At 71.5% G+C, this 18,825-nt stretch carries 14 protein-coding genes; 6 read left to right on the top strand and 8 right to left on the bottom strand.

Translation table 11 applies throughout. The features are described 5' to 3' along the window. Nucleotides 1-20: 20 nt before the first annotated feature. Nucleotides 21-611: a DUF1062 domain-containing protein gene (locus ABH928_RS27905; RefSeq protein WP_370071369.1), complete on the bottom strand. Its 591-nt coding sequence runs from the start codon at nucleotides 609-611 to the stop codon at nucleotides 21-23. Between the two features lie 403 nt (nucleotides 612-1,014). Between ABH928_RS27905 and ABH928_RS27900 the strand changes: the two genes are divergently transcribed. Then, entirely contained in the window at nucleotides 1,015-2,283 is a 1,269-nt protein-coding gene (locus ABH928_RS27900; protein WP_370071368.1) for a PHB depolymerase family esterase, read from the top strand. Here the strand turns inward: ABH928_RS27900 and ABH928_RS27895 are convergent. Together ABH928_RS27895 and ABH928_RS27890 are read right to left on the bottom strand one after the other, a co-directional pair. Beyond that, nucleotides 2,255-2,989, bottom strand: a complete 735-nt coding sequence (locus ABH928_RS27895) for a pentapeptide repeat-containing protein (protein WP_370071367.1) — start codon at nucleotides 2,987-2,989, stop codon at nucleotides 2,255-2,257. The two genes, ABH928_RS27900 and ABH928_RS27895, sit on opposite strands and share 29 nt — an antisense overlap. Before the next feature lie 65 nt (nucleotides 2,990-3,054). After that, nucleotides 3,055-4,725 (bottom strand): purple acid phosphatase family protein, encoded by a 1,671-nt coding sequence (locus ABH928_RS27890; protein ID WP_370071366.1) that lies wholly within the window; start codon nucleotides 4,723-4,725, stop codon nucleotides 3,055-3,057. A gap of 476 nt (nucleotides 4,726-5,201) precedes the next feature. Here ABH928_RS27890 and ABH928_RS27885 point away from each other — a divergent pair, with 476 nt between their 5' ends. Continuing rightward, nucleotides 5,202-6,191 carry a pseudouridine synthase gene (locus tag ABH928_RS27885; protein WP_370071365.1) on the top strand — a complete coding sequence of 330 codons (990 nt, stop codon included), beginning with the start codon at nucleotides 5,202-5,204 and terminating at the stop codon, nucleotides 6,189-6,191. Between the two features lie 51 nt (nucleotides 6,192-6,242). On the opposite strand, the gene ABH928_RS27880 is transcribed toward ABH928_RS27885, so the two are convergent. Together ABH928_RS27880 and ABH928_RS27875 are read right to left on the bottom strand one after the other, a co-directional pair. Beyond that, a complete protein-coding gene (locus ABH928_RS27880; protein ID WP_370071364.1) occupies nucleotides 6,243-8,171 on the bottom strand; it encodes a long-chain fatty acid--CoA ligase in 1,929 nt (642 codons plus the stop codon). Between the two features lie 126 nt (nucleotides 8,172-8,297). After that, nucleotides 8,298-9,587, bottom strand: a complete 1,290-nt coding sequence (locus ABH928_RS27875) for an acetyl-CoA C-acetyltransferase (RefSeq protein ID WP_370071405.1) — start codon at nucleotides 9,585-9,587, stop codon at nucleotides 8,298-8,300. A 125-nt stretch (nucleotides 9,588-9,712) separates the two neighbouring features. On the opposite strand from ABH928_RS27875, the gene ABH928_RS27870 reads away from it, so the two are divergent. The 3 genes from ABH928_RS27870 to ABH928_RS27860 all read left to right on the top strand — a co-directional run bounded on the left by ABH928_RS27870 (nucleotide 9,713) and on the right by ABH928_RS27860 (nucleotide 12,546). Beyond that, nucleotides 9,713-11,107, top strand: a complete 1,395-nt coding sequence (locus ABH928_RS27870; RefSeq protein WP_370071363.1) for a 3-oxoacyl-ACP reductase — start codon at nucleotides 9,713-9,715, stop codon at nucleotides 11,105-11,107. A 4-nt stretch (nucleotides 11,108-11,111) separates the two neighbouring features. Continuing rightward, nucleotides 11,112-11,999, top strand: a complete 888-nt coding sequence (locus tag ABH928_RS27865) for a MaoC family dehydratase (protein ID WP_370071362.1) — start codon at nucleotides 11,112-11,114, stop codon at nucleotides 11,997-11,999. Nucleotides 12,000-12,084: 85 nt separating this feature from the next. Then, a complete protein-coding gene (locus ABH928_RS27860; RefSeq protein WP_370071361.1) occupies nucleotides 12,085-12,546 on the top strand; it encodes an SCP2 sterol-binding domain-containing protein in 462 nt (153 codons plus the stop codon). A gap of 65 nt (nucleotides 12,547-12,611) precedes the next feature. On the opposite strand, the gene nadE is transcribed toward ABH928_RS27860, so the two are convergent. From nadE to ABH928_RS27845, 3 genes are all read right to left on the bottom strand, one after another. Continuing rightward, nucleotides 12,612-13,451 carry an ammonia-dependent NAD(+) synthetase gene (nadE, locus tag ABH928_RS27855; protein ID WP_370071360.1) on the bottom strand — a complete coding sequence of 280 codons (840 nt, stop codon included), beginning with the start codon at nucleotides 13,449-13,451 and terminating at the stop codon, nucleotides 12,612-12,614. A 115-nt stretch (nucleotides 13,452-13,566) separates the two neighbouring features. Further along, nucleotides 13,567-15,291, bottom strand: a complete 1,725-nt coding sequence (locus tag ABH928_RS27850; RefSeq protein WP_370071358.1) for a class I adenylate-forming enzyme family protein — start codon at nucleotides 15,289-15,291, stop codon at nucleotides 13,567-13,569. Between the two features lie 191 nt (nucleotides 15,292-15,482). Then, complete coding sequence (locus ABH928_RS27845; protein ID WP_370071356.1) at nucleotides 15,483-17,684, bottom strand: putative Ig domain-containing protein; 2,202 nt, start codon at nucleotides 17,682-17,684, stop codon at nucleotides 15,483-15,485. Nucleotides 17,685-18,058: 374 nt separating this feature from the next. On the opposite strand from ABH928_RS27845, the gene ABH928_RS27840 reads away from it, so the two are divergent. Then, complete coding sequence (locus ABH928_RS27840) at nucleotides 18,059-18,814, top strand: peptidyl-tRNA hydrolase (protein WP_370071354.1); 756 nt, start codon at nucleotides 18,059-18,061, stop codon at nucleotides 18,812-18,814. Nucleotides 18,815-18,825 lie beyond the last annotated feature (11 nt).

Here is an 18,825-nt window from a genome sequence, read left to right as displayed (position 1 = left end):
ACCTCGTCAGCTCAGTACTCCTACGCCTGCTCTGCGTTGACGACGAAGCTGAAGTCGCCGTGCGCCTTGGCGTCGGCATTCAACGGCAGCAGGACCCGTCGCGCCTCGACGAGGTTCCTGACCTTGGACCGGCTCGCACGCAGGCCGAGCATGAGCAGCCGCTCCACCCGTATCGGCGCCGGGAGTTCGAACCGGACATGCACCTCGGCGGTCATCCCTTCGGGGGTGTCCTCGAACGGCACGTCCGTGGCGAGCTCCCACGTGCCGGCCCAGTCGAGCCGGTACTGGGACTTGGCGGCGAGCGAGGCGCTCATCGTCAGTTCGCGCACCACGCCCGCGTCGTTCTCCTCGAACCGCACGCGGCGGGCGGGGTCGAGCGACTGCACGTGGATGCGCTCGTGCACCGGGATCTTCGAGGTGCGGTCGCACTGCTCGCACGAGATCAGCATCCACACGTCGAGCAGCTTGCCGCTGGCGTTGACACGGATCTTGCCCGAGGGGTGATGACGCGTGGACCTGCAGTCCACGCAGGGCCGGACGATGGCGGGCAGGCCGAGTTCGTGGACCACCCACAGGGACTTGCGGTCCGGGACGACGGTCGATCTGGGCACTGAATGCATGGCTGTATACGTGGTTGTATGCATGAAAGAGATGGCTTCCGGGATTCGGACGGCACATAGCGAGACATCGCCGGCAGCGAGTTGAGGGCATGACGCATCGCCCCACCGACTCGGCGCGCGGCGGAGTACCCGGCCCACCGAACGGGGCACGGGTGCGGAGGAAACGCGAGCACCGGCCGGGGGTGGTCACCGGCCGGTATCGCTGTCGCTAGTTGCTACCGAAACACGGGAGACATGGTGATCACCGCGAGCGCGCGGCGCAACGGGTTTTCACGTCCTCCGGTGTGCCGGCGCCATGCGCTGCGGCCCGCTTGTGGTGTGCCCGCACATGTCGCGGAGGGGACGCGCGCTCCTACGGTCCCCCTGGTCTCACCCCCACCCCCAGGAGCTCGCCATGAACGCCACGCGTTCCCTCCTAGCGACCGCTGCCGCCGCAGGCCTCGCGCTTGCCGCGCTGATCACGCTGCCGAGTGCCGCCCGCGCCAACTCCGGTTCGCTGACCCAGGTCAGCAGCTTCGGCAGCAACCCCGGCAACCTCGCCATGTACGAGTACGCGCCCGCGAACCTGCCCAGCGGCGCGCCGGTCGTCGTCGCGCTGCACGGCTGCACGCAGTCCGCGAGCGACTACTACAACGACTCCGGCTGGCCCCAACTCGCCGACCAGTACGGATTCGCCGTCGTCCTCCCGCAGACGGACTCGACCAACAACGCGCTGTCCTGCTTCAGTTGGTTCGACTCGACCAAGGACACCCGGGGCAACGGCGAGGCGGCGTCGGTCATCTCGATGGTGAACCACGCCGAGCAGCAGTACGGCTCGGACACCAAGCGGGTCTTCGTCACCGGCCTCTCCGCGGGCGCGGGCATGACGGCGGACCTGCTGGCCGACTACCCCGACGTCTTCGCCGCCGGGTCGGTCGACTCGGGGCTGCCCGCGCAGTGCGCGACGACCGAGACCGCCGCGACGGGCTGTCAGGACAACAACCAGAACCTCACCGCCGCCCAGTGGGGCAACCTCGTCCGCAACTCCGACCCCGGCTACAGCGGGCCGTGGCCGCGTGTCGCGATCTGGCAGGGGACGGCCGACACCACCGTCTACCCCGTCAACGCGACCGAGCTGATGGACCAGTGGACGAACGTCCGGGGCATCTCCCAGACCGCGTCCAGCACCCGGTCACTGACCGGCGGCTCCACCGAGAGCAGCTACGACGACGCCAACGGCAATCCGGCGGTCCAGGTCTACAGCATCTCCGGGATGGCCCACGGCCTCGCGGTCAACCCCGGGACCGGGCCGACCCAGTGCGGGACGACCGGTGCGTACTTCCTTGACTACATCTGCTCGTCTTACTACACGGCGCAGTTCTGGGGCCTGACCGGCAGTACGTCGACGGCGACCCCGACGCCCACACCCACGCCGACCACGAGCGCCAGCGCGAGCCCGAGCACGTCGGCCAGCGCCAGCCCGTCCTCCACCTACACGCCGTCCTGTTACGACGCCTCGAACTACGCCCAGGTCCAGGCCGGTCGGGCCTACGACTCCGGCGGATACGCCTATGCCGACGGCTCCGCCGCCGACCTCGGCCTGGACAACGTCTTCTACACCCACACGCTGGAGGAGACCGCGCCCGGCTACTACGTCATCGCCGACTCCGGCTGCCCCGCCTGACCGTAGCGGGACGCAGCGGCTCGCCCGCCTCGCGGACGGTCAGGCCGAGCGAGGCGGCGAGCGCCGGGGCCAGCTCCAGCAGTTGCAGCGGCGTGACGGCCGCGCCGCGCAGGGCGTCGACGCCGTCGGCGAGGTCGAGCACGGCGGCCTCGCGCAGGTCCACCTCGGCGAGCTTGGCGCTGTGGAGGTGGACGCCCTCCAACCGGCTGCCCGGGAAGGAGCAGCCGGTGAGCGCCGCGCCGGAGAGGTCGACCTCGCGCAGCACGCAGTCGTGGAAGACGACCTGTTGCAGCTTGGCCCCGCGCAGGTTGACCGAGTCGAACTTGCAGCCGTGGAAGACCACCCGTTGCAGCGACGCGGCGTGGAACTCCAGCCCGGCGAGGACCCCGCCGATCAGCTCCGCGTCCAGCCAGCCGCTCTCCACCAGGTCGCAGCCGACCAGTCGGACGCCCTGCATCCAGACGTCGTTGAACCGGGCCCGCCGCAGCCGGACGTCCTCGAAGGAGGTGGCCGTCAGCGCCGCCTCGACGAAGCGCGCGCCGTCCGCCCGCTCCTCCTCGAAGGCGGCCCCGTCGACGTGGACGGTGTCGAACGACTCCTCCGGGCCGAGCCGCCCGCCCGCGGGGAAGCGGCGCAGGTGCGGCGCGAAGGGGAGGTCGTCGAGCTCGCGCGGAGCCGGGGCGCTGGACGGCAGTGGTGACGGCATACCCGCAGGCTAACCGTCACCACCGACAAACCCCGCGACCAGCCCGGTGCACCAGTCCGGACCTGTCAGCCGTCGCTCCGCTTGCGGTGGAGGACAAAGCTCTCCAGCGGCGTGATGGAGCCGTCCGGCTGGCCGACGTTGTAGTACGTGACGTGCATCCGCGTGGTGTCGCCGGGGCACGTGCCCGGGTCGACGGTGAAGGCCGCGAAGCCGTAGGCGTGCTCCGCGTCGCGGTAGGCCGACCACGGCGTGCCCTCGTCGACATAGACCGGCGGACGCTTGCCGTTGGGACCGGGCGCCGCGCCGACACCCGTGATCACCTTGGCCTTGCCGACCGGGAAGAGCTCGCCGTTGGTGGGCGCGGAGTTGCCGCCGCCGCCGAGGACCATGTGCACGGTGCCGAGCGAGGTGTCGATCGACTCGGTCGCGGTGGAGACCGGGTTCGGCGTCAGCGTCTCGCTGCCGGAGACGGTGCCGCGGACGGCCAGCGAGCGCTCGTAGTGGTGCTCGTGGCCGCAGAGGACCAGGTCGACGCCGTAGCGGTCGAAGAGCGGACCCCACTGCTGCCGCACGCCGAGGTCGGAGCCGTTGGCGTCGGCGGAGCTGATCATCACCTGGTGCATGCAGACCACGACCCAGTCGACGCCCGTGTCGGCGCGCGCCCTGCGCAGGTCGGCCTCCAGCCAGTCGCGCTGCGCGCCGCCGCTGTAGCCGTGCACGTAGTTGTCGCCCGCGTCCTGGTAGGCCACGTCGTCGTTCTGCAGCACGACCACGTGGACCGAGCCGGCCGTGAAGGAGTACCAGAGCCCGGCCGTCTCCGCGTCGCTCGAACCGTTTCCCGGCAGGGCGAAGCGGGTCTGGAAGGCGGAGAAGCCGATCGGCCCGTTGGCGTGCTCGTCCTCGTGGTTGCCCGCGGCGGGCATCCAGGCGCGGAAGCGGGCGGAGCGGCTGTTGTTGGCGTGGAAGCCCTGCCAGGTGCGCAGCCGGTCGGCGCTGATGTTGGCGTAGCAGAGGTCGCCGTTGAGGAGGTGGAAGAGCGGGTCCACCTGCTCGATGCCGCCCACGATGTCGGCGGAGGCCGGCGAGCCGATGCCCGCGTCGACGACGGTGAAACCGCCGTTGCCGTTGGGCTGCCAGACGGTGTTCGGGACGGACTGGTCGCCGAAGCTGGTGAAGGTGAGCGGACGGCGACCGCGCGGCGCGGTGCGGAAGGTACCCGCGTCGGGTCGGCTGCCGGCATGCAGCGCGGCGTAGGTGTAGTACGTGTCGGGCCGCAGGCCGGTCAGCCGGGCGTGGTGCACGTACACGGTGCGGCTGCTGACGCCGTCGACGTAACTGACGGTCTCCGCGCCGACACTGCGGCCGAAGCCGCCCTCGACTGTGCCGTACGTCACGCGCGGCTCGCCGACCGGTGTCTCGGTGGTCCAACTGACCGTCATCTGCGTGGCCGGGTCCTCGCCGAAGGTCAGGTGCAGTCCCTCGACCGGAGGGGCGCCGAGCCGCTCCGGCGCGGTCAGCAGCAGCGGCGAACCGTTTCCGCCCGTCGTCGTGCCCGTCCTGCCCGATCCCGCCGCCGACGCGGGCGACGCGCCGACCAGACTCGCCCCGACAGCCAGCGCGCCACTCGCGCCGACCAGGCGCAGAGCGGTCCTTCGGTCAACGCTCGTTGACGAATCGTCACCTTGACTTGACGCCCTGTCGGCCGAGCGAGTGGTGGGCTTGGGCGCGTCGTTCACCTGGACTCCCAGAGCAGTGACTACAGGACGGAGGGCGCACGGAACGCCACCACGCTAGGGGGTGCCGGTGCCACGCAAGGGATCGGACAGGCAACGACCCGATGAACGGTGGATGACCCGGCGGACGCTCCGTCAGCTCCAGTTGACGGATGTCCGCCTCGAATTCGTGCTGCCACGCCGCGTCAGAAAGGTGATGTGAGTGGTGATACGTTGACGTCGGCCGCAACACTCAAGCGGTTTGCCCCAAGTGTCCATTTCGGTTGATTCGCCTGATATATTCCTGAGCGAGTTGAACGACGACACGGGCGGCCCTCGGGCGGTGCGGAAGGTCAAGGCCGGTGCCGGGCAACGGGGGTGAGCCACCCCTCCGCTGCTCGTGACGCCAACACGGCCTCGCGATCACCGCAGCGACCCATCGGCCGCCCGCTGTTGTCGCCCTGGCCGGACCGACCCACAAGGCCGAGGAGGGTGGACCGATGCGTCGCCGACGAGCGGCACCGCCCGCGCCCCTCCCGCAACGGGACGGCATCGACCCGGTACGGCTCCGCCTCCCCGATCCCGGTGTCTGGCCGACCGTCCGCGCCTACCTCGTGCACCGGCTGCCCGGCGTACCGCCGGAACACTTCGACGCGATGCTGGCCGCCGGGGAGATCTGGGACGAGCACGGCCCGCTGGCCCCTGACGCCCCCTACCGTCCGGGTGACCACGTCTGGTTCCACCGCGAGTTGGCGCCCGAGACGCCGGTGCCGTTCCCGCTGACGGTGCTCCATCGGGACGAGCGGATCCTGGTCGTCGACAAGCCGCACTTCCTGGCCACCACCCCGCGCGGACGGCACGTGACCGAGACCGCCCTGGCCCGGCTGCGCCGGGATCTGGACCTACCCGAGCTGAGCCCCGCGCACCGGCTGGACCGGCTGACCGCCGGACTGGCGCTCTTCGTGGTCCAGCCGCGCCGGCGCGGCGCGTACCAGACGATGTTCCGCGACCGCCGGGCCCACAAGGAGTACCGGGCCGTGGCGCCCTACCGGCCCGAACTGGCGCTGCCGGTCACCGTGCACAGCCACATCGTCAAGGAGCGCGGGATCATCGCCGCCCACGAGGTGCCGGGCGCGGAGCCGAACGCCGAGAGCCGGATCGAGCTCGCCGACCACCGCGACACGCCCGGACTCCCCGACGAAAGCCTGGGGTTGTACCGGCTGGTGCCCACCACAGGCCGGACGCACCAGCTGCGGCTGCACATGAGCAGCCTCGGCGTCCCGATCCTCGGCGACCCGGTCTACCCCGTCGTCCGGGACGAGCCCGCCCCGGACGACTTCTCCGAGCCGTTGCAACTGCTGGCCTCGGTGCTGGAGTTCACCGACCCGGTGACCGGCGAGCCGCTGCGCTTCACGACCAGCCGGACGCTCGCGAGGTGGCCGGACCCTGTGCCCCCGCCGTCCACCACCGACACGCCCGGATGGCCGTAGCGGCGGTGGTACGGGTCGATCACGCCATCGAACTCGCTGCCGCCGAAGACCTCACCCGCCGTAGAGCTCCTCGATCTCGCGCGCGTAGGCGGTCGTCACCGCATGGCGCTTGACCTTGAGGGACGGGGTCAGCAGGCCGTTCTCTTCGCTGAACTCCCCTGCCACCACGGTGAACCGGCGGATCGACTCGGCCCGCGACACCGCCTCGTTGGCGTAGTCGACCGCGCGCTGCACCTCGGCCAGCAGCTCCGGGTCCTGGCGTAGCTGCCCGAACGGCGTGTCCTTGGCGCGCTTGCGGACGGACAGCCAGTGCTCGACGGCCTCCTGATCCAGCGTCACCAGTGCGGCGATGTAGTGGCGGCCGTCGCCGACCACCATGCACTGACCGACGGGAGGACGGCTGCGCAGCCGGTCCTCCAGGACGCTCGGCGAGACGTTCTTGCCGCCGCTGGTGATCAGGATGTCCTTCTTCCGCCCGACGATGGAGAGGTAGCCCTCGTCGTCGAGCCGCCCCAGGTCGCCCGTGGCCAACCACGAGCCAGGCAGGGCGGCCTGGGTGGCCTCCAGGTTGTTCCAGTAGCCGGTGAAGACGCTTCCGCCGCGCAGCATCACCTCGCCGTCGGCCGCGATCCGGATCGTCGCGCCCGGCACCGGCCGTCCGACACTGCCGGGGCGGGGGTCCAGCGGCGGCATCACGGTGGTGGCGGCGCTGGTCTCGGTGAGGCCGTAGCCCTGGTAGACGAGGATCCCGCAGCCGAAGAAGAAGCGCGCCAGCCTCGGATCCAGCGCCGAGCCGCCACTGACCGCGTACCGGACCGATCCGCCCAGCGCCTTGCGCACCCGACGGTAGACCAGCAGGTCGTAGAGCCCGTGCGCGACGCGGAGCAGCAGGTCCGGCCCGTCGCCGGTGCCGAGCAGCCGCCGCATCTCCGCTTCCCCGTAGGCGACGGCGATCCGGTCCGCGCGGACGAACGACGTGCCACGGCCCATCCGTTCGGCCATGGCACGGGCGGTGCCGTGCACCTTCTCGAAGAAGTACGGGACGGCGACCAGGAACGTCGGCCCGAACCGCTCCAGCTCCGGCCGCAGTTCGTCCGGCTTGATGGAGGGGAACAGCCCGAGGGTGATCCGCCCGATCAGGCACGCCAGTTGCAGCATCCGCCCCAGCACGTGGGCCAGCGGCAGGAACAGCAGCGTCGTCGGGTCCTGGTGGGTCGCCTCGACGAAGACCGGCTGCAGCAGCTCGACCAGGTTGGCTGAGCCCGCATGGAGGTTGGCATGGGTGAGCACACAGCCCTTGGGGCGCCCGGTGGTTCCGGAGGTGTAGACGAGGGTGGCGACCGTGTCCGGGGTGAGCGCCGACCGTCGGGCCTCCACGTCGGCGTCCGGCACGTCCCGGCCGAGGTCGGCGAGGAATCCGAGCAGGTCCTCGTCGACGGACGGGACCGGCATCCGGGTCGGGGTCGGGAGTCCGTCGAGCACGGGGGCGGCCAGCTTGGCCAGTTCGGGGCTCTCCAGCAGGAGCAGGACCGCGCCCGAGTCGCGCAGGATCCAGTCGACCTGGTCGGCCGAGCTCGTCGGGTAGACGGGGACGGTCTGGCAGCCCGCCGCCCAGACGGCGAAGTCCAGGACGGTCCACTCGTAGCGCGTCCGCGCCATCAGCGCGACCCGGTCGCCCAGCTCCACGCCCGCCGCGATCAGGCCCTTGGCGGTGGCCCGCACCGCGTCCGCGAACGCGGCGGCGCTGACCGGCTGCCAACTCCCGCCCACCAGGCGGCGCAGCGCGACGTACTGCGGCGCTGCGGCGGCGTTGTCGAACGGGATGTCCGCCAGGCTCCCTCGCGTGGGCTCCGGCACCAGCGGCGCGGCCCGCACCTCCCGGACGACGCCGTCCTCGCGGACGATCTCCACCTCGACCCGCTCCGCGAGTTCGGGCCGCGCGCGAGCGGCTCTGAGGTCCCGGAAGAAGGTGGTTCCCATACGCGGCTCCTGTGAGTGGGGGTGGTGCGGCGTGGGGCGGTCCAGACGTGGATGAGGCGCAACGGCTGCGGAAGCCGGGCAGGGGCAGGGGCAGGGGCAGGGGTTTGAGCTCGGCGGGGCGCCGGCCTACCGCGGCTGCGGCGCTTCGAGCAGCGCGGTGACGCCCTGACCGCCCGCCGCGCAGATGGAGATGAGGGCACGGCCGCCGCCACGCTCGTGCAGCAGCTTGGCGGCCGTGGCGACGATCCGGCCGCCGGTGGCGGCGAAGGGGTGGCCCGTCGCCAGCGAGGACCCGTTGACGTTCAGCCGGTCGCGGTCGACCGAGCCGAGCGGAGCATCAAGGCCCAGCCGGTCCTTGCAGAAGTCCGCGCTCTCCCACGCGGCCAGCGTGGCCAACACCTGAGAGGCGAAGGCCTCGTGGATCTCGTAGAGATCGAGCTCGCCCAGCGTCGTCCCGGCCGCCGCCAGCAGCTCGGGCACCGCGAAGGCCGGTGCCATCAGCAACCCGTCCTCGCCGCCGACGAAGTCGACCGCAGCCGTGCGGGAGTGCGTGAGGTATGCCAGCACCGGCAGGCCGCGCTGCGCGGCCCACTCCTCGCTCGCCAGCAGCACCGTCGACGCCCCGTCCGTCAGCGGCGTGGAGTTGCCCGCCGTCATCGTCCCGTCCGCGCCGCCGAAGACCGGCTTGAGCCGGGACAGCTTCTCCGCCGTGCTGTCGGGTCGCAGGTTCTGATCCTTCGTCAATCCTCGGTAGGGGGTGAGCAGATCGTCGAAGAAGCCCTCCTCGTAGGCGCGGGCCAGGCGCTGGTGGCTGGTGGCCGCCAGGGCGTCCTGGTCCGCACGGCTGACGCCCCACTGGACGGCGGTCCGGGCCGCGTGCTCGCCCATGGAGAGACCGGTGCGCGGCTCCGCGTTGCGCGGGATGTCCGGCACGAGGTGGCGAGGACGCACACCGGCCAGGGCGCGCACGCGTCCGCCCAGGCTGCGCGCCCGGCGTGCGCCGAGCAGTGCGCGCCGGAGCTCGTCATTGACGCCCAGCGGCGCGTCACTCGCGGTGTCGACACCACCCGCGACGCCGCAGTCGACCTGACCCAGCGCGATCTTGTTGGCGAGCAGGATCACCGCCTCCAGGCCGGTGCCGCAGGCCTGCTGGAGGTCGTAGGCGGGGGTGCGCGGGTCGAGCGCGCTGCCGAGGACCACCTCGCGCGCAAGGTTGAAGTCACGGCTGTGCTTGAGCACCGCACCGGCCACGAACTCCCCCAGCCGGACGCCGGTCAGGCCGTGCCGGTCGACCAGCCCGGCCAGTGCCGCGCCCAGCATCTCCTGGTTTGACGCGGTCGCGTAGGGGCCGTCCGCGCGAGCGAACGGGATCCGGTTGCCGCCGACGATCGCCACGCGGCGCACGGCCGACGGCACGGCCGACCGATCGGCGGGCGACGCGGCAGGAGAGGCGGGGGATGGCACGTCGACGGCTCCTTGTGCGGCGGGCGAGCTAGTCCTTACTCTCTAGTAAACTTACTCAGCCGTAAGGAGAAATCAAGATGCCCGACCGCTACCTCTCGTGGACCGCGAGCGGCCCTGGCGGCTTCGTCGCGTCACGGCTGGGCCTGCCGCGACCCGAGCCGCTGATCCGGCGTCGGCCCGGGCGTCCCGACATCTCCGGGCCGGTGCTCGTCGGCGACGGCACCGGCGAGAGTGGCACCGGCGAGAGTGGTACCGGCACCGGCCGACTGGCCAAGCCGGTACGGGAGTTGCTGGACTCCTGGGGTGTCACCGTCCCGGATGCCGCCGACTCCCCCGCAGCCCTGGTCTTCGACGCCACGGGCATCACCAACAGCGCCCAACTCTCCGCGCTGCACGCCTTCTTCCGCTCCCGGATCCGCTCGCTCGCGCCCTGCGGGCGGGTCGTTGTCCTCGGTACTCCGCCCGAGCTGGCGGGCGACGCGCGCGAGGCCGCCGCGCAGCGTGCGCTGGAGGGGTTCGTCCGCTCGGTCGGCAAGGAGCTGCGGCGCGGTGCCACCGCCCACCTGCTGCTGGTCGCACCGGGCGCGGAGAACACCGTCGCCGGGACGCTGCGGTTCGTGCTCTCGGCCCGCTCCGCCTACGTCTCCGGGCAGGTGCTGCGGATCGCCCCGGTGGCCGGCGGGCAGGGGGACGAGGCGCTCGACTGGGGTGCGCCGCTGGCCGGTCTGGTGGCGCTGGTGACCGGCGCCGCACGCGGCATCGGCGCGACCGTCGCCGAGACGCTCGCGCAGGACGGCGCCACCGTCGTCTGCCTGGACGTGCCCGCGCAGTCCGCCGAGCTGCGAGCGGTGGCGGACCGGATCGGCGGGGCGACGCTGGAGCTGGACCTCACCGCCGTGGACGCGCCCGCGCGGGTCGCGGCCCACCTCCGCAAGCACCACGGCGGTGTGGACGTCGTCGTGCACAACGCGGGCATCACCCGCGACAAGACGCTCGGCCGGATGGAGGCGGCGCAGTGGGACGCGGTCGTCGCGGTCAACCTGACCGCGGTGGAGCGGCTGACGGAGGCGCTGCTGGAGAGCCCGTCGGCAGCGCAGTCCCCCGTACTGCGCGAGGACGGACGGATCGTCTGCACCTCCTCGATCAGCGGCATCGCGGGCAATGTCGGCCAGACCAACTACGCGGCCAGCAAGGCCGGTCTGATCGGACTGGTGCAGTCGCTCGCCGACGACCCCGGGCTTTCGAACCGTCGGATCACGATCAACGCGATCGCTCCGGGTTTTATCGAGACCCTGATGACCGCGGCCGTCCCGCTCTTCATCCGCGAGGCCGGACGCCGACTCAACAGCCTGAAGCAGGGCGGCCAACCGGTCGACGTGGCCGAGGCGGTGGCCTTCTTCGCGGCCCCGGCCAGCGCCGGCGTCAACGGTCAGGTGCTGCGCGTCTGCGGCCAGGCCCTGCTGGGAGCGTGATCGAATGATCACAACGGACTCGACAGACAGCGCGATCGACGTGATCGAACTGAGCGGAACTCCGTCGATCGCAAGCCTGTACGCCCGTGCCGTGCTGCCCAAGTCGCGCCGGGACGGCGCCTCCGTGCCCGAGCGCGCGGTACGGCTGCGCAACGTCGCGCCCGATCCGCAACGGCTGGACCGCTACCGCGAGCTGTGCGGGTTCGCGGCCGTGGACCGGCTGCCCGCGACCTATCCGCACCTGGTCGCGTTCCCGCTCTCGATGGCGCTGATGACGGCCAGGGACTTCCCGCTGCCGCTGCTGGGCCTGGTCCATCTGGCCAACCGGATCGAGCAGCTGCGACCGGTCGCCCCGGACACCCGCCTCGACCACCTCGTCCGGACCACCGCGCCGCGCCCGCACGCCAAGGGCCGCGTCTTCGACGTCGTCGCGGAGGCCACCACGGCCGACGCCGAGCGGGTCTGGCGCTCCGTCAGCACCTACCTGCACCGCGGACCTGGCGATGACGCCAAAGGCCCACGCCCGGTCGACGAGGAGCTGACCGGCGCGGAGCTGGACGCGTCGTGGACGCTGCCCGGCGACCTGGGCCGCGCCTACGGTGCGGTCTCCGGCGACCGCAACCCCATCCACCTGCACCCGCTGACCGCCCGCCTCTTCGGCTTCCGGCGCGCGATCGCACACGGCATGTGGACCAAGGCCCGCTGCCTGGCCGCGCTGGAGCCGCACCTGCCCGACGCGTTCACCGTCGGCGTGGACTTCCGCACGCCGGTGCTGCTCCCCGGCTCGGTGCGGTTCCGGGCGGCGCGCGTGGCGGAGCGGGACTGGTCCTTCCAGCTCACCGACCCGACGGCGGACCGCCGCCATCTGCTCGGCCGGGTCAGCGCCACATAGGGCCTGTCCGCCCGTGCACCCGTCCGCCCGTCCGCCCGTCGCGCGGGCATCACCCCACCCCACCCATCAGTCACAGGAGCCCGTCATGGCAGACACCACCGCAGCGCAGCTCGCCGAGCTGGACTTCGCCACCGTCTCCCCGCAGGAGTTCGCCCGGCTGGTCAACGGGCTCTCCGCCAAGGAGATCCGCGAGATCATGCGCGGCGAGCTGCGTCTCCAGGTCCTGCGCGAGGTCTTCGGGCGCATGGAGCGCCAGTTCCGCCCGGACAACGCCGGTCAGACCGTGGCGCTGATCCGCTGGAAGGTGGGCGAGGACGGCGAGAGCGTCTTCGAGACCGCCATCGACAAGGGCAGCTGCGCCGTGACCGAGGGCCGCAGCGAGGAGACCCCCAAGGTCACGCTGACCCTCGGTGACGCGGAGTTCCTCAGCCTGGTCTCGGGCAACGCCAGCCCGGTGACGATGTTCTTCTCGCGCAAGCTCAAGGTCACCGGGGACCTCAGCCTGGCCGCCCGGCTGACGCACTACTTCGACATCCCGAAGGCCTGACCCGGGGACGTCTACAGCTGTGGCCCGGAGCACGAGACCCCGGGCCACAGCAAAAGGCAGAACGCTCAGGGAGCGATCGGCAGCTGCCGCTTGTGCTCGGTCATGCCGTAGCGACGGACGATCGCCGCGAACGCGTCCTCGGCGACCGGCTTGCCTTCGAGGAAGTCGTCGATGTCGTCGTAGGTGACGCCGAGCGCGTCCTCGTCGGGCTTGCCCGGGTTCAGCGTCTCCAGGTCGGCGGTCGGGGTCTTGTGGACCAGCTCGGCGGGCGCGCCGAGCGCATCCGCGACGGCCCGGACGCGCCGCTTGGTGAGGCCGGTCAGCGGGACCACATCGGCCGCGCCGTCGCCGAACTTGGTGAAGAACCCGGAGACCGCCTCGGCGGCGTGGTCGGTGCCGACCACGAGCCCGTCGTGCGCGCCGGCCACGGCGTACTGGGCGACCATGCGCTGCCGGGCCTTGATGTTGCCCTGCACGAAGTCCTGGTGGTGCTCGTCGCGGAAGACCGCGTCACCGGCCAGGACGGCGTCCAGCGCGGCGTCGCTGGAGGGCTTCACGTCGACGGTCAGCACCTTGTCGGCGCGGATGAACTCCACCGCCAGCTGGGCGTCCTTCTCGTCGGCCTGGACGCCGTACGGCAGGCGCATGGCGTAGAAGGTAGCGTTGCCCCCGGCCTCGCGGACCCGCTCCACAGCGAGCTGGCAGAGCCGACCGGCGGTGGTCGAGTCCACGCCGCCGCTGATGCCGAGCACCAGCGCGCGCAGCCCGGTGGACGTGAGCCGCTCCGCGAGGAAGGCCACCCGGCGCTCGATCTCCTGCCCGGCGTCGAAGGTCGGGCTCACCTGGAGATCCCGGGCGATCTCCTGCTGCACCTGCTGCTGGGACGCGGACGCCAGGTCGGACACGCTTGCTCCTCGGTCGTAAGGCTTGCCTGCACTCTAGAGGAAGGCTACGACCCCCGACCCGGTGGCGTTCTCCGGGAGTGCCTCGACGGTGACGACTTCGCGGCGCCGCCTGTGGTCACTCCCTCCGGCCCTTGCGGGCGCGGAGTGCGCGCAGCTCGGTCTTGAGCACCTTGCCCGCCGCCGAGACGGGCAGCGCGGGCAGGAAGTACAGCTCCCTGATCCGCTGGTAGGGCGCGACACGGTCGGCCACGAACGCCGTCAGCCCCTCCGCCGACACCTCGGCGCCCGGACGCAGCACCACGTACGCGGCCGGGACCTCGCCCGCGTCCGGGTGCGGTGCGCCGATGACGGCGACCTGCGCGACCGCCGGATGCGCGGCCAGCACCTCCTCCAGCTGCGTCGGATAGACGTTGTAGCCCTTGTAGATCAGCATGTCCTTTGCTCGCCCGGAGAGGAACAGCTGACCGTCCTCGTCCAGCCGCCCGACGTCACCGGTGTTGAGCCAGCCGTCCACCCACTGCTCGGCGGTGAGCTCGGGGCGGTTCAGGTATCCGTCGACGATCTGCGGGCCGCGGGCGAAGACCACGCCGGTCTCGCCCACGGGCAGCGCCTTGGCCGGGTCGGCGGGCGAGCGGATCTCCAACTCGGTGTCGAAGAGCGGAACGCCCACGCTGCCGGGCTCGTTGGGGTGGTCGCGGTCAGGCGTGACCATGGTCAGCGCCATGGTCGCCTCCGTCATCCCGTAGCCCTCGGCGACGGCCGCGTTGGGGAACGCCGCGGCGAGGCGCGCGATGGTCGGCGAATCGAGCGGCGCGGCACCGGAGTTGACCAGGCGCACCGCCCGCAGGTCGTAGGACCCCGCGTCGATGGCGGCGAGCAGTGCGTGATGCAGGGCGGGCGAGCCGGTCAGCCCGGTCGCGCCGTTGCGCACCATGGCCGCGAGGAACGCGTGCGGCTCGAACCGGCCGTGGGCGACGACCGTCGTTCCGCCCAACACCGCGATACTGGCGCTGATCAGGCCCATGGCGTGGAAGACCGGGACCACGTTGACCCCGAGCTCCGCACCGATCTGCGCGGTCCACGGCGTTGCCGCGCCCGCGACCTGACGGAGCGTCACCATCCCGTCGGCGTCGTACTCGGGCAGCACGGCGGCACGAGCGCAGAGCGACTGCAGGACGTTGGCCCAGACATGGCGGTCGCGGACCCGAACCGCCTTGGAGCGGCCGGTGGTTCCGCCGGTGAAGGAGAGGTGGGCGAGGTCGTCCGGCGTTCGTACCGTGGCGGGAGCCGGCTCGGCGGCGAGCAGTTCGGCCAGTGGGACCACCCCGGCGGCCCCCGTGGACGCGGGGCTCGCGGTCGGCGGACCCGGCTTGGGCGGCGGCGCGGGCGCGGTCGCCGTCGGCGGCACCAGCACGATCAGCGGCGGCTCGAACTCCTCCACCGCCTGCGCCACGGCGGTCAGGTACGCGGGGTGGGTGACCAGGGCGGCGGCGTCGACCTCACGCAGCGCGGCGGCCAGCGCCTCCGGCGGCTGGGTGGGGTTGATCGGTGACACCGTCGCCCCGGCGAGCAGCGAGCCGTGGTAACTGACGGAGAACCAGAGGTTGTTGGGCTGCACCAGCGCGACCACACCGCCTCGGCCGATTCCGCGCTCCCGCAGCCCCTGCGCGAAGCGCAGCGCCTTGTCGAGCAACTCGGTGAAGCTCAGCCGTAGTTCGCCGTCGACCAGCGCGGTGCGCGAACCGTGGGCACGGGCCGCCGAGGGGAGCAGGGTGTGCAGCCCGGTGGTCGGATAGTCGAGCGTGCGGGGCATACCGACCGGCCAGAGGTCGCGGGTCATCCGACAACTCCCTTCGAGCGGGGGCGGAGCGCGCTCGTCAAGCTAGGCCCGCTGCCAGGCCCTGTCCATGCTTCGGGCAGAAACAGAAGTGCTGCCGGACAACACGGAGCCGGTGGCCGCGACGCGCTGAGCGTCACGGCCACCGGCCGGTTACTGCCGTGCCGTCGGATCAGATCCGATCAGCGGGTGTTTCAGGAGGCGTTCAGCGCCGTGTCGTCGACCACGAAGCTGGTCTGCAGGCTGGCGTCCTCGCTGCCGGTGAACTTCAGGGTGACCGTCTGCCCGGCGTAGCTGCTCAGGTTGAACGAGTGCTGGCTGTAGCCGTTGGCGGCGTTCAGGTTCGAGTAGGTGGCCAGGGTGCCGAGCACGGTGCCACTGCTGTTCAGAACCTGGACCTTGAGGGTGTCGTAAGCCGTGGTCGTGGTGGTCTCGGCGGTGTCGATGTGCAGCCAGAAGGAGAAGTTGGCGCTGCAGCCGGCCGGGATCGCGACCTTCTGGGAGAGGGTGTCGGTGTGGGTGGTGCCGTAACCGTCCAGCCACGCGTCCCAGGTGCCCGAGTGGGCCGGCTCACCCGACGAGTTGTACTGGCCGATGACACCGGAGGTGGCGGACCAGGTCGTGTTACCGGACTCGAAGCCGGGGTTGCCGAGCTTCTGGCCGGGGCTGGTGCAACCGCCGGTGGACGAGTTGACGGTCCAGGTGAAGGAGGTGCTGCCGGACGCGGTGCCCGAGGAGGCGGTGACCGTCACACTGTCGGTCCCGGCCGTGGTCGGGGTGCCGGAGATGAGACCGGAGGACGAGATCGACAGACCCGCCGGAAGACCGGTGGCGCTGTAGGTGAGCGACTTGCCCGCCGAGTCCGAACCGCTGATCTGCAGCGAGGCAGCGGTGCCGACCGTCGCGGTCTGGTTGCCCGGGTTGGTCACGCTGACCGTCTCGTTGCCGCCCTGCGAGTTGACGGTCCAGGTGAAGGAGGTGGTGCCGCTCGCGCCGGTGCTGTCGGTGGCCTTGACCGTCACGCTGGAGGTGCCGGCGGCGGTCGGGGTGCCGGAGATCAGACCGGAGGAGGAGATGGACAGACCCGCCGGAAGACCGGTGGCGGTGTAGGTCAGGCTCGCGCCGCCCGAGTCGGAGCCGCTGATCTGCAGCGAGGCGGCGGTGCCGACGGTCGAGGTCTGGCTGCCCGGGTTGGTCACCGTGACGGTGTTACCGCCGTGGTTGACGATGGCGTGCGACAGGTCGCACTCGTTGGTGTCGTTGGACCAGGTCGCCTGCATCGCGAACGAGCCGGTGCCCATGGAGACCATGCCCGCGCCGCCCGCCGTGCCCGGAGAGAGCCAGGCGCACTCGTCGCCGTTCTCCTGGCCGTTGTAGCTGCTGCCGGACTGCTGGTTGGTCCAACCGCCCGCCGGGAACTGGTCCGAGACCGTCTCCGCGAACTCGTGGCCCATCGTGATGGTCCACCCGTCCAGCGTTCCGGGCGAGTTGACGAACCCGACGCCACAGCCCGAACCGGAGTCCATGTTGTAGGGCTGGTTGGAGAAGGCCAGGTCGCCGTAGGGCGAGTTGACCGCACCGCCGGTCAGCGAGGAGTCGCCGGTGTAGTCGTGCCAGGCGCAGTACTGGCCCTGGTAGTTGTCCGGGTTGGTGCCCGTCGGCGACAGGATGACGTAGTAGGCGTCACGGTTGGCGGCGGAGGTGGTGTTCCCGAAGTGCGCCGCCGCGCTGACGGCCTCGGTGCCCAGCTGGTTGCCGGTCGCCGCGCTCGGCTCCGCCTTGGAGTTGTCGTACCAGACGCCGGACAGCACGCCGCCGCTCATGTAGGGGACGTAGCTGGCGCCGGACGCCGGGCAGCTGGTCGCCCCCGAGGAGACACCGGTGCCGTCACACCACTGCGTCAGCGTCGCCGACCACAGTTCGTTACCGGTACCGATGCCCTTGAACATCTCCTGCGCGGCCGGCGCGCCGCCGTCCGGGTCACCGGAGAACGTGTCGTCGCCGCTGCTGTTGGTGCTCTGGGTGCCCCACTGGTTGCCGTAGAAGACCAGGTAGACCTTGGCGTGACCGTCCAGCACACCGACGCTGTTGATGCCGCCGCCGTAGGACAGCGTCTCCGGACCCGTCGTGGCCTGCGGTGACTCGTGCGAGGCCGCCCACGACTTCATCTTCGCGTTCTGCGAGAGGGTCGGGATCACACCGTGCCGGTAGGAGTGTCCGGTGGCCGGGTTGTACGGATTGGCGGACTGGGTGCTTGCGGTCGATGCGCCGGCGGTGTGTGCCGGGGCCGCGTCGGCCTGTGTGGCCATGCCGAACGCGACTGCGCCGGCCAGGGAGAGCGAGGCGAGGCCGGCCATGGCCGCGCGTGCCGCTCCACCGCGAAGGGGGATGCCCATCGTCTGCGGATCCTCTCATGGAGAACGTCCTGTCGTGTACACATCATTTGGGTGTACACGTGACTGCCCGTAGCGCGTGGATCAGGGGAAACAGGGCTGCCACCACCTGTGGTGGTGTTGTGCATGCACAGCGAAGCAGGGGCCTGACATCTCGTCAACATGCACAGAACATGCACTTGTTGGGCGCAAGATCAGCAGATCTTACTGTCGAGTAGATCTGCGCTGGTCATGACGCATAAGCGCGCGTAGCAGAACGTGATCGAACCATCACCCTCAGAGGAACCTCAGAGGCGCGGACAGGGGAGGCGCGCAGGGGGCGCGCGGTGCAGAGGGCGCACCGGACGACCGCTCCACACGCCTGGGAGACTGGACCGGTGACGACCAACGCTGAGCACTCCTCTTCCGCACCCGCCCCGACCGACACTCCGTCGGCCAACCCCTTCGCCGACCAGGCCGAGTTGCGGGACAGCGCTCCGCAGTACGTGCTCCCCCTCGTCGTCCGGGTCGAGCGCGCGGACCCGCCCGGTCACACCGATGCCCTGGAGACGGCGGCACGCGCCGTGCTCGCCTTCCTGAGCGACGAGCGGGTGACCGAGCCGGACGGCGAGTGGGCCGAGGCCGTCGCGGCCTGGGAGGACGCCCGGATCCGCAAGGTGGTCCGCCGCGCCCGCGGCGGCGAGTGGCGCCGCGCGGCGGAGTTGCCCGGCCTCACCACGGTCGGCAAGGCCGCGGAGGTCCGCGTCTTCCCGCCGATCCCGCTGGACGGTTGGCCGAAGGAACTGGCCAAGCTCCAGGTCTCCGGCACCGAACTGACCGACGAGACTCCCCCTCCCCCGGCCGCCCCCGACACCCCGGTGCTCTGGCTCAACCCGGAGCTGACCATGTCCACCGGCAAGGCGATGGCCCAGGTCGGCCACGCCGCGCAGCTCGCCTGGTGGGCACTCGGGGGCGAGGCGCGCGCTGCCTGGCGCGCCGAGGGCTTCCCACTGGCGGTGCGCCCCGCGCAGGCCGCGCGGTGGGCGGAGTTGACGTCACCGGACGCGGGGCTGCCGCTGGTCCGCGACGCCGGCTTCACCGAGATCGCCCCGGGCTCCTGCACGGTGGTCGCCGACCACCCGGCCCTGCACTGAGCAAGCCTTTG

The organism is Streptacidiphilus sp. MAP5-3 (assembly GCF_041262505.1).
Lineage (GTDB): Bacteria > Actinomycetota > Actinomycetes > Streptomycetales > Streptomycetaceae > Streptacidiphilus.
This window is presented reverse-complemented; position numbering and strand designations above follow the sequence as displayed.